9 protein-coding genes and 1 riboswitch are annotated in these 11,657 nt (G+C 47.0%); of the genes, 5 read left to right on the forward strand and 4 right to left on the reverse strand.

The window, feature by feature from the left end:
- Positions 1 to 71: 71 nt before the first annotated feature.
- The gene (gene odhB, locus NFR98_RS01030; RefSeq protein ID WP_026683484.1) at positions 72 to 1,379 is read left to right on the forward strand and encodes a 2-oxoglutarate dehydrogenase complex dihydrolipoyllysine-residue succinyltransferase; all 1,308 of its coding nucleotides are present in this window, start codon (positions 72 to 74) and stop codon (positions 1,377 to 1,379) included.
- Positions 1,380 to 1,431: 52 nt separating this feature from the next.
- On the opposite strand, the gene NFR98_RS01035 is transcribed toward odhB, so the two are convergent.
- Positions 1,432 to 2,916 carry an aldehyde dehydrogenase family protein gene (locus NFR98_RS01035; protein ID WP_061087309.1) on the reverse strand — a complete coding sequence of 495 codons (1,485 nt, stop codon included), beginning with the start codon at positions 2,914 to 2,916 and terminating at the stop codon, positions 1,432 to 1,434.
- Between the two features lie 304 nt (positions 2,917 to 3,220).
- Between NFR98_RS01035 and NFR98_RS01040 the strand changes: the two genes are divergently transcribed.
- On the forward strand, positions 3,221 to 3,775 hold the full coding sequence (locus tag NFR98_RS01040) for a Rok-like winged helix domain-containing protein (RefSeq protein WP_225620986.1): 555 nt from the start codon (positions 3,221 to 3,223) through the stop codon (positions 3,773 to 3,775).
- 108 nt (positions 3,776 to 3,883) lie between these two features.
- On the opposite strand, the gene yidC is transcribed toward NFR98_RS01040, so the two are convergent.
- From yidC to NFR98_RS01055, 3 genes are all read right to left on the reverse strand, one after another.
- Positions 3,884 to 4,660 carry a membrane protein insertase YidC gene (gene yidC / locus NFR98_RS01045; protein ID WP_014098429.1) on the reverse strand — a complete coding sequence of 259 codons (777 nt, stop codon included), beginning with the start codon at positions 4,658 to 4,660 and terminating at the stop codon, positions 3,884 to 3,886.
- Positions 4,661 to 5,185: 525 nt separating this feature from the next.
- Positions 5,186 to 6,076, reverse strand: a complete 891-nt coding sequence (locus NFR98_RS01050; RefSeq protein ID WP_014098427.1) for a YitT family protein — start codon at positions 6,074 to 6,076, stop codon at positions 5,186 to 5,188.
- A gap of 367 nt (positions 6,077 to 6,443) precedes the next feature.
- Positions 6,444 to 8,531 carry a DNA topoisomerase III gene (locus NFR98_RS01055; RefSeq protein ID WP_017550807.1) on the reverse strand — a complete coding sequence of 696 codons (2,088 nt, stop codon included), beginning with the start codon at positions 8,529 to 8,531 and terminating at the stop codon, positions 6,444 to 6,446.
- 204 nt (positions 8,532 to 8,735) lie between these two features.
- On the opposite strand from NFR98_RS01055, the gene trhO reads away from it, so the two are divergent.
- The 3 genes from trhO (at position 8,736) to thiT (ending at position 11,561) form a co-directional block, all read left to right on the forward strand.
- Positions 8,736 to 9,710: an oxygen-dependent tRNA uridine(34) hydroxylase TrhO gene (trhO, locus tag NFR98_RS01060; RefSeq protein ID WP_035188893.1), complete on the forward strand. Its 975-nt coding sequence runs from the start codon at positions 8,736 to 8,738 to the stop codon at positions 9,708 to 9,710.
- Positions 9,711 to 10,089: 379 nt separating this feature from the next.
- Positions 10,090 to 10,764, forward strand: coding sequence for an SOS response-associated peptidase (locus tag NFR98_RS01065; RefSeq protein WP_046720820.1), 675 nt, complete (start codon positions 10,090 to 10,092; stop codon positions 10,762 to 10,764).
- A 57-nt stretch (positions 10,765 to 10,821) separates the two neighbouring features.
- A riboswitch (TPP riboswitch) is annotated at positions 10,822 to 10,922 on the forward strand.
- A 48-nt stretch (positions 10,923 to 10,970) separates the two neighbouring features.
- On the forward strand, positions 10,971 to 11,561 hold the full coding sequence (thiT, locus tag NFR98_RS01070; protein WP_014098423.1) for an energy-coupled thiamine transporter ThiT: 591 nt from the start codon (positions 10,971 to 10,973) through the stop codon (positions 11,559 to 11,561).
- Positions 11,562 to 11,657: the final 96 nt, after the last annotated feature.

Below are 11,657 nucleotides of genomic sequence, written 5' to 3' on the forward strand. Positions count from 1 at the left end.
GCGCTGCTCGGAAGATGAAGGAGGAGGCTTTGATATAAAAAAAGTGATACTTTTAAGGGAGGACAAGTGTTGTGGCTGAAATTAAAGTGCCTGAACTGGCAGAATCCATCACGGAAGGAACCATTGCACAATGGTTGAAACATCCGGGGGACCATGTGGACAAAGGTGAATATATTGTAGAACTTGAGACAGATAAAGTAAATGTAGAAGTCATTTCGGAAGAAGAGGGTGTCGTCCAGTCCCTCCTTTTTGAAGAAGGGGACACAGTACAAGTTGGCGATGTCATTGCAATTGTCGGCGAAGGAACAGGGGAAAACAGTGCAACGCCATCCGCGCCGCAAAAAGAAGCGGAAGCACCACAACCGGCACAAGCAGAGGCGCCGGCACAAACACAAGCTTTTGCTGCGGAACAGCAAAAGCCGGCGCAAACACAAGCGTCTGCTCCGGAACAACAAAAGCCGGCTCAGGAAGAAAGCGAAAGCCGCCCGATTGCTTCTCCGGCTGCCCGCAAACTGGCACGCGAAAAAGGCATTGACTTATCGCAAGTGCCGGCAGTGGATCCGCTTGGCAGGGTAAGGAAACAAGATGTGGAAACTTTCAATCCGCAAGCTGCGGCAAAAGCGCCGGCAGCACCGGAAAAACCTGCAGCTGGAAAAGTTGTGCCGGAAGAAGCCGGCAAACCGATTGAAAGAATCCGCATGTCACGCCGCCGCCAGACGATCGCAAAACGGCTCGTTGAAGTGACACAGACAACGGCGATGCTGACGACATTCAACGAAATTGATATGACAGCTGTCATGGATTTAAGAAAGCGGAAAAAAGAACAGTTCGTTAAAGATCATGACATCCGTCTCGGTTTTATGTCGTTCTTTACAAAAGCCGTGGTTGCGGGATTGAAGAAATATCCGTATGTTAATGCGGAGATTCAGGGCAATGAGCTGCTGCTGAAAAAATATTATGATATCGGCATTGCAGTATCCACAGAAGAAGGGCTTGTCGTACCGGTTGTCCGGGATTGCGACCGGAAATCGTTCGCGGAAATTGAAGCGGATATTGCTGCATTTGCCCAAAAAGCACGCGATAATAAACTTGCATTAAGCGATCTGCAGGGGGGAACCTTTACGATTACAAACGGCGGTGTCTTCGGCTCGTTGTTCTCGACACCGATTATCAACGGGACACAGGTTGGTATCCTCGGCATGCACACCATACAAAAACGCCCGGTTGCAGTCGATGGAGACCGAATTGAGATCCGCCCGATGATGTACGTGGCGCTTTCCTATGACCACCGCGTCATTGACGGAAAGGATGCTGTCGGTTTCTTGAAAACGGTGAAGACATTAATTGAAAACCCTGAAGATTTGCTGCTGGAATCTTAATAGTATGAAAGAAAAGCATCGGTTTTGCCGATGCTTTTCTTTTTGGTGCCCTTTAAGGGTTGGCAATCCAGACGCTTTTGACTTCCGTATAGTTTTGGAGTGCGTAAGAACCCATTTCACGTCCAATGCCGGATTGTTTATAACCGCCAAACGGGGAAGCGGCATCAAACACATTGTAGCAGTTGACCCAAACTGTGCCCGCACGGAGACGGTTTGCAATATAGTGCGCATTGGCCACATTTTCCGTCCAAACCCCTGCCGCAAGCCCGTACTCGCTGCTGTTGGCGCGGCTGATTACTTCATCAAGGGATTCATATGGCATGGCCGCAATAACAGGACCGAAAATTTCCTCTTTGGCGATCGTCATCTCATCACGGACATCTGCAAAAATCGTCGGTTCAACAAAGAAGCCTTCTTCACGCGGTTTTTTCCCGCCTGTTACAATTTCCGCTCCTTCATCGAGTCCTTTTTCAATGTAATTCAAAACGCGCGCTTGCTGCTCATCTGAAACAAGCGGCCCCATTTCCGTATCTTTATTGAGCCCGAAGCCCTGCTTAATCGACTGGGCGTGGGAGGCCATATCGGCAATGACATTATCAAAATGTTTCTTTTGAATGAACACGCGCGAACCGGCACAGCATACTTGCCCCTGGTTGAACATGACACCGTTTAAGGCGCCAGGAATCGCTTTCGACAAGTCGGCATCTGGCAAAATAATATTCGGGGATTTTCCGCCAAGTTCGAGCGTCACCCGTTTTAACGTTTTCGAGGCATTGGCCATAATCAGTTTTCCGACTTCAGTAGAACCGGTAAAGGCAATTTTATCTACAAGCGGGTGGTCGACAAGGGCGGCTCCGGCAGTTTCCCCAAAGCCTGGCACAATATTGACAACGCCGTCCGGGAAGCCAGCCTCGCTTACCAGCTGCGCCAAGTAAAGGGCGGAAAGCGGCGTTTGTTCAGCCGGTTTTAAGATAATCGTGCAGCCGGTCGCAAGCGCGGCACCCATTTTCCACATTGCCATTAAAAGAGGGAAGTTCCAAGGGATAATTTGCCCGACAACCCCGACCGGTTCATGGCGGGTATAGTTAAAGTAAGGGCCGTTTACGGGAATGGTCTGGCCGGTGATTTTCGTTGTCCAGCCGGCATAATACCGCATATGTTCGATGGCAAGCGGAATATCGGCATTTGCCGTTTCACGGATCGGTTTCCCGTTGTCGAGCGTTTCGAGCTGCGCCAGCGCTTCCCGGTGCTCTTCCATCAGATCCGCCAATTTATACATTAACCGGCTTCTATCGGCAGGGTTCATCCGCGGCCACGGGCCTTCGTCAAATGCTTTTCTGGCTGCTTGTACGGCACGGTCGATATCTTGTTTATTCCCTTCATAGATCGTAGCCAGCGTTTCGCCGGTAGCCGGATTCGGCGTATCAAATGTTTTTCCGGATGCACTTTCAACAAATTGCCCGTTGATGAACATTTTCTTTTTGCCCTGAAGGAAATGCTGAACCCTTTCATCCAACTGCACGGTTAATTGTTCCATTCCAACCCCTCCATTTATGTTAATTTCAAGGAGACAAGCCTCCTTATATACTTGCTTTGTGCGCCAGCCTGTCAGCGCTTACATCCATATTCTACTAAATATCAAAAATAGACGCAATAGAAATCATTCGAATAATTTGAACATAATCTGCGGAAAATCGCAAAAATTCGACATACCCCTTTATGAATAATTATTCGCTACTAATTTTCTAATAAAAAATAATTATTTTATCTTTTTATTTTACTAGTTTCATATTATAATCTATATATACATATATTTTAAGAAACGAGGGATAAAATTGACAATGAATGAGAGAATGGCACTAAAAATCCGCCTGGAGCAGCTGGAAGACGCTGAGATTCGGGTTATACAGGAATTCCAAAAAGAACGGGAAAATATTTTTAAAAGATTAAGGGAGCTGGATGAAAATGAAGGCCAGCAGGTAAAAGCATCCGGCAAACCGGAATATGTATCTTTTAATGCGCTTGCGTCCGTCTCGCCGGAAACCTCAGGCGGCGAAGCCCTTACGAATGAAAGAAAGGTGCGGAAATCGCGGTCGTCAAAAAAGGGCAGGTCGGGCAAGATGAGAGAAGAGGCTATCCAAATACTAAAAAACGTTTCGGAACCGATCAGAGGGGCTGAACTGCAGCGGATGATCGAAGAAAAAACCGGCTATAAAATCGCTAATATGACCTCTTTCATGAAATCCGTCGAAAAACTCGATCCGCGTATCCGCAAACCGGACCGTGGGTTGTACGAATTTGTGAATGATACAGCAAATACGGAAGAACCGCATCAGGAAATGGAGCAAAATGAGAACTTGCCGGAGGAAAACGAGGCAGTTACTGAACAGAAGTAAACCGGTATAAAAAATCCCCGGAAACCCGGGGCTGTAAACAACATAAAAGCGGCGGGAACACATCAACTGTGACCCGCCGCTTTTTTATATTTTGATGATCAGATACAATTATGAATTGGATTCTTCCTTCGGCGGATGGGACTGATAAAATTTTTTCTGAATCAGTGTTTGTCCGATCATAAAGAGCCCGCTCACTGTCCAGTACAGCGGCAGAACCGCCGGAGCTGAAAAAGAAACAAAAAGGATCATGATCGGCGACATGAGCATCATATATTTCATTTGTTTCTTCTGTTCCTCAGGAATACCGATCAGTGAAATTTGGGCTTGGATAAAATAAATGACACCAGCGAGAATGGCCATCGGAATATCTGTTTGTCCGAGATTAAACCATAAAAAGGAGTGGGTGGCGATTTCTTTCGAGCCGCGGATCGCATAATAAAACCCCATTAAAATCGGCATTTGGATGATAATCGGCAGGCAGCCCATATTCAGCGGGTTAACGCCGTGTTTTTGATACAACCCCATCATTTCCTGCTGCAGCTTTGCCTGTTCTTCTTTCGTTTTGGCCGCTTTGATTTTTGTCTGCAGCTTATCCATTTCCGGCTTCAAAACTTTCATTTTATCCTGCATGATTTGCTGTTTTTTGAATGTATGCAGCATAAAAGGCATGAGAATCAGCCGGATGATTAACGTCAAAACAATAATGGCAATCCCGTAATCACCATGAAGCAGCTGGGCCGTTGCTTTAATGACAACTGAAAACGGGGAAACAAAATAATGATGGAAAAATCCACCGCTGTGCGTGCTGTTTGTTGAATTTGAACATGCGCTTAAAACGAACAGCAAACTGCTTAAAACCAATGTAAAACTGAAAAATCTTTTCATGAAATATCCTCCTTTAGTATATTGCACAAATCCTGTCCTTTCTGACCGGTCTTAAATCCGGTTCCGAATCAGGATCTTCAGAAGGATATGTCCGTATTCTGACGCAACTTAAAATCCAAATCGTAAAGAAATTGCACCGGCATTCCGCAGCCGGGCGAGTGTGTACAGTAAAATCCTGCATGACGGCGGCAGGCCTTGCTTCAACAAACGCTGCCGGCCTGATCACAAACCGGCTCAAATAAAGAAAACCTGCTGCCAGTACGTAAAATGACAGCGTGCAGACGGCCGGGTCATTTACAAAATCGATGATGTTTTGAATCAAAGCTATTCACTCACTTTAAAGAGATCAGTACAAAGTATACTTTAATTTTGTCTGTTTTACAATCGTAATCATCATTTTACCATACACTGCGAAAGAATCCTAATTTAAGGGAGGGGGAGTATGCCCGGGCAGCATGAAAATGGAAAAATTTTTACGCGCATATAAAACGGGACTGCCCGGATGGACAGTCCTCAGTTACGCTGTTAGTGAATGTCTTTCTTCTTAAATCTGCCGCCGCGCACTTCTGATATGTTTCCAACCGCGATAAAGGCGCTTTTGTCAAATTCTTCTACAATCGATTTCAATTTTGCTTCCTCAAGGCGGGTGATGACGCAGAAAATGACTTTTTTATTGTCTCCGGTATAAGCGCCTTCCCCGTTTAGATAGGTTACCCCGCGGCCGAGGCGGGCCATGATCGCATCACCGATGTCATACATCTCGTCGCTGATGATCCATACCGATTTGGATTCATCCAGCCCCTGTACAACCACGTCGATTGCTTTTGTGGCGATAAAATAGGTAATGACCGAATACATAGCATATTTCCAGCTGAACACAAAGCCGGCACAGGTAAAAATGAAGAGATTGAGACCGAGTATGATTTCACCGACAGAGAAAGGAAGCTTTTTGTTTAATAGAATGGCAAGCGCTTCTGTTCCGTCAAGGCAGCCACCCCAGCGGATGACAAGGCCGACGCCGATGCCAAGGATAATACCGCCAAAAACCGTACACAGCAGCAAATCATCCGTAAACACTTTTACAGGGGTCAGCAGGATGGTTGTCACCGACATGATGGAGATGCCGTAAAGGGTGGTCAAGGCAAAAGTTTTCCCGATTTGCTTGTACCCGATATAAAAGAATGGGAGATTTAAGATGAAAATAACTGGCCCCAGTTTCCAGCCGGCAAGGTGGGAAAGGATAATCGAGATGCCGGTGATGCCGCCGTCCAGAATCTGGTTCGGGACAAGGAACAGCTCGAGGGCAACCCCCATAATCATCGCGCCGAGGCTGACAAAGATAAAACGCTGGCCAAGTACCGCCCACTTATTTTTCTTCTGCCTGAATTGGGCATATGTTTTTGCCGTTTCTTCCATATTTTATCCCCTTTCCAAATGTTTTTGTGAAAAAATGTACATTTTACGCATACATAAGCCGTTCCTTTAAGAGCGGGGTTTTCCAAAGCCAAGGATTTTTCCCTGAACCGGAGAACGAAAAAATATTTACAATGAAGGACGCTCCCGATCAAACAGATGAGAAAAAGCGGTATAAATATCTATAATATAATTATATTATAAGAAAGTTAAAAAGTGAATGAATATGCATTTCCATGTTGTTTAAATTTTTCCCGGCCGTTTTGAATCATGGGGAAGGGCGCGCTTTTAGGGGCCCAAATTGCCCGTATTGACCGCGAAAATGTTTATAAAAAAAGCCCGGCTCGGCCGGGCTTTTCAAATATCCAATCTATTCTTTTTCCAAGGCGGCTTTTAAAGCATCTGCCAGGCTGTTGCCGAAACTTTCCTCTTTCTTTGTGTATTTTTGCAGCAATTTCTTTTCTTCATGTTTTGACAAAGTTTTTTTCTTTTCGTCTGCTTTTTGGACAATATTGCAGTGGCGGCACTGGAAATAGACGCCGGATTTGCCGTGATGAATCTCCATCTTTTTATGGCAGGTCGGGCAGCGCCTATTTGATAGTTTCGGGCTTTTCCGCTTTGTAAACCGGCATTCCCGGTTTGAACAGACAAGCTTTTTCCCGTCTTTTCCGTTTACTTCTTTCATAAGGGAACCGCATTCCGGGCATTTTGTTCCCGTTAAATTGTGGGCGCGGTATTTTTTGTCACTCGTCCGGATTTCACGGACGAGGCGTACGGTTTCCCGGCGGATGGTTTCCAAAAACTGCTTCGGGTTGCCTTTTCCGCGGGCAATTGCTTCAAGCTGTTCTTCCCATTTGGCGGTGAGTTCCGGCGATTTTAGCTCGTCATTGACAAGGTCGATCAGTTGCTTGCCTTTCGGGGTCGGCACAAGGCGGCCGGACTCACGGCTGATCGTTTCGGAGGAGACGAGCCGTTCAATGATATCGGCGCGTGTTGCCGGCGTCCCGAGTCCGTATTTTTCCATTCTCGAAAGAATATCCGCTTCGGAATACCGTTTCGGTGCTTCGGTTAAATGCTGGCTGAGCCGGATTTGTTCCAGCTTAAATTTTTTTCCTTCTTTGATCGAAAGCAGCGTCGTATTTTCCCGCTCCTGTTCATGGTGCAAAACAGCGGTAAAACCGGCATTTTTCACGGCCATTGTCCGCCCGGTCATGGTTTTTCCGCCTGCTTGAAGTTTAAATTGGACGGTTTCATATTCATAAACCGGATAGAATAGCGCAAGGAACCGTTTTACGATCAGATCATAGATTTTCCGTTCATCGGCAGACAAATCTGATAAGGCCGGGCGTTCATCTGTTGGAATAATCGCATGGTGGTCCGTCACCTTCGCATCATTGATGACACGTTTGGCCAGTATTTTACCTTTCCGGGAAAGGACCGGCTGAACTTCTTCTTTGTATGCATCTTTCACCGCAAGCAGCCGGTCGTACATCGTATTTTCCATATCTTTCGTCAAATATTTCGAATCGGTGCGCGGGTAGGTAACGAGTTTATGCTGTTCATATAAGTTTTGCAGCACGTTCAATGTTTTTTTTGCTGTAAAACCAAAACGGTGGTTGGCATCGCGTTGCAGTTCCGTCAAATCGTAAGGGAGCGGCTGCTGCTCTTGCTTCTGTTTGCGGATCACCTCTGTCACGACGGCAGTCTGCCCGGATAAAGCCGCATGTATGGCATTTGCTTTTTGCTCGTCAAATATCCGTTTTTCGCCATGCTGGTCATACGATACTTCGAGTTTTCCGGCGAGCGCTTCAATGGTCCAGTATTTTTTCGGCACAAAAGACTGGATTTCCCGTTCGCGCTCGAGCACCATCGCCAATGTCGGCGTCTGCACGCGCCCGGCGGAGAGCGGATCGTTGTATTTCACGGTTAAAGCACGGGAGACGTTCAATCCGATCAGCCAGTCTGCTTCGCTGCGGCAAACGGCGGAGTGGTACAGATTGTCATACTGCTTTGCCGGTTTTAACTGTTTGAATCCGTCTTTAATCGCTTTATCGGTCTGGGAAGAAATCCATAACCGTTTCACCGGTTTTTTCCAGCGCATTTTTTCCAGAATCCAGCGTGCGACAAGTTCGCCTTCGCGCCCGGCATCGGTTGCGATAATGCAGTCTTTGATGTCGCTTCTTTTGCCAAGCTGTTCGATCGCTTTATATTGCGGATAGGTCTGCCGGATTGTTTTAATTTCCATTTTATCCGGAAGAATCGGCAGGTCTTCCATACGCCATTCTTTATATTTCGGATGATAATCTTCCGGCATTTTCAGTTCGATCAAATGGCCGAGCGCCCATGTCACGATATAGCGCGGCCCCTCAATATAACGTTTTTTATTTTCCGTGCAGCCGAGGACGCGCGCAAGTTCGCGCCCGACGCTCGGCTTTTCGGCGAGTACAAGCGATTTCATTGCATAACACCTTTCTTTTATTCCTGTCTGAACAAGTATAACGCATCAAACAGGATTGATAAATCATTTCGTTTCTTCTGTTTTCACAGTGAAAATTTTGAAATGCAAACGGGCTTTTGGTAAAATGGTGGTTTGTAAGAGACAGTGTAACCTGAAAGCCTGCATTATATCTTGCAAATATAATTGGATAGGTGGTTATCAATAATGGAACAAACAAAGCCGTACAGAGTCTTATTGTATTACAAGTATGTTGAAATTGAAAATCCGGAAGCCTTTGCAGCCGAACATTTGCAGTTTTGCAAAGAGACCGGTTTAAAGGGGCGTATCCTCGTTGCCAAAGAAGGGATCAACGGCACCGTTTCCGGAACGGTTGAACAAACAACCAAATATAAAGAAAAGATGCACGCCGATCCCCGGTTCCGGGACATGGTCTTTAAAGAAGATGAAGCAGATGGCCATGCGTTTAAAAAAATGCACGTCCGCCCGCGCAAGGAACTGGTTACGCTGCGGCTTGAAAAAGACATCAATCCGAATGAAAAAACGGGAAAATATTTGTCTCCGAAAGAATTTCGCGAGGCGCTGCTGGCTGAAGATACCGTCGTACTGGATGCGCGCAATGATTATGAGTATGATCTCGGGCATTTCCGCGGGGCATTGCGCCCGGATATCCGCGCTTTCCGTGAACTGCCGGGATGGGTGCGCGAACATAAAGATCAATTAAAAGGCAAAAGAATTGTGACGTATTGCACAGGCGGCATCCGTTGTGAAAAATTTTCGGGCTGGCTTTTGGAAGAGGGGTTTGAAGATGTCGGCCAACTGCACGGCGGGATTGTAACATACGGAAAGGATCCGGAAGTGCAGGGCGAGCTGTGGGACGGCAAACTGTATGTATTCGACGAACGGATTTCCGTTCCGGTCAACCGAAAAGAACATGTCGTTGTCGGCCGGGATTATTTTACGGGGGAACCGTGCGAACGTTATGTCAACTGCGCCAACCCGGCCTGCAACAAGCAAATTTTATGCTCGGAAGAAAATGAACATAAATATATGCGGAGTTGCTCGCATGAATGCCGCACCGTACCAAATAACTTATATGTAAAAGAACACGGCCTTACACCGGAAGAAGTGGCTGAACGGCTGCGCCGGATCGAAGAAGAAGACGCGGCGTTAAACCGGTAACCGGGTGGCTTTTAACCTTACGATCCGGAAAGCGGATGGTGAAAAAGGGCATGGAAACCGTGCTCGCTCCCTGCCGGAACGATTCCTTGCTTCGGAAACGGCATTTTCTTGAAAGAAACAAGGCCTAAAGAGCGGAATGTGAAAAAGAGAAGAAAAACCGGGAACTGCTGCAAACATCCCAGCTCGGGGGCAGGGTTAACAAGCGGTGCGTTCCGGAACAGAGAAAGGATTTGGTGCAACTGGGCCAAATCCTTTTTATCTGCCTGTTTTTTGTGTAAAATGGGGAAAAATGGGCATCTTTGCCGCTTCATACGCGGTATGGCAGAGGATGAAAATCAGCGGGCAATATTTTCAGGATAGAAAGAAAGGCGGGATTTGGATGTGCGGGAGGTACACGTTAACGGCATCTGTAAATGAATTGGAAGAAAGGTTCCATGCCAAAGCTTCTTTTTCAAGCAGTGAATATGCCAAAAGTTATAATGTCGCGCCTTCGCAAATGGTGGCTGCCGTGATCAGCGCCCATGGGCAGTACAGACTCGGTTTTTTAAAATGGGGCTTGATTCCTTCCTGGGCAAAAGATCCGAAAATCGGGCATAAGATGATCAATGCCAGAAGCGAAACCGTATTTCAGAAACCGGGTTTCCGGGAGGCAGTGAAAAGGCGGCGCTGCCTCATTCCGGCCGATTCTTTTTTTGAGTGGAACCGAAAAGACGGCACCCGGGCGCCGATGCGGATCAGGCTTAAGAACAGGGGCATTTTTGCGATGGCCGGGCTTTGGGAAAAATGGATGGACCAGGAAGGGAATCCGGTCTTTACTTGCACGATTTTAACGACAAAGGCGAACAGGATGATGGCAAAAATTCACGACCGGATGCCGGTGATTTTACGCAGGGAAGATGAAGAAAAATGGCTGGACACATCGGTCACTGAGGCGGGCCGGCTGTTGCCACTCCTTTCGCAGTATGATGCAGACCTAATGGAAATGTATGCCGTATCTGAACGCGTCAATTCGCCGAAAAACAATTTTCCGGAGCTGTTATTGCCAAAAGATTAAATTTTTTGTTGAAATGTTGTGGCAAAAAGTTTATCATAAAGGTGACAATTTCATGAACGTAACCACAGGGGGAGCGTTAAGCTGAGAGTGAACGCCATGTTCTGACCCTTTGAACCTGTCCGGTTAATGCCGGCGTAGGGATGTGGAATTTCTTTTGTCCTCCCATGGTTCGTTATGTTCATGCATACCAAAAGGGGGATTTTTTTATGGGCAAATTAAGTTTACAGGCTATGATTGAAGCGGCTATTTTTGCGGCGTTCGCGCTCGTGTTGGACTTATTGCCGTCCATTAAGGTGACGTCCGCGATTTCTCTGTCGTTTGCCATGCTGCCGATTTTTGTGGTCGCTTTTCGCTGGGGATTTAAAGCAAGTGTTGCTTCCGGATTTATTTGGAGCCTGCTGCAGATCGTCACCGGTGATGCTAATGATATTCTTAACCCGCTTCAGGGCATCATGGAATATCCGGTCGCTTTTTCGTTCATCGGGTTTGCCGGGCTTTTCCGGCCGCTTGTCGAAAGAAGCTGTCGTCACGATAAAAAGGGCACGATGACTTTTTGGATATGCCTTTCCGTTCTTACCGGAAGTTTCGCCCGCTATTTCTGGCATTTCGTAGCCGGCGTGATTTTTTGGGGTTCCTATGCGCCTAAAGGACAGTCGGCGTTTCTCTATTCTCTCATCATGAACGGCGGCACGATGATTGGGAATGCGATTTTATGCGCAGCTGTTGCGGCGATTCTCTTGAATGCCGCCCCGCAGCTGCTGACAAAATACCGCAATCCACACAGGCATGCGGCATAAAAGCAACTTGAAAACGGCAAGGCCAACTGCGCCTTGCCGTTTTCGCTGAAGGCACCAGGCTTCATGGTAACAGGCGCCTTGTAAAGTCGGCAGTCC

It is taken from the genome of Weizmannia agrestimuris (assembly GCF_943193165.1).
Classification (GTDB): Bacteria; Bacillota; Bacilli; order Bacillales; family Bacillaceae_C; genus Weizmannia; species Weizmannia faecalis.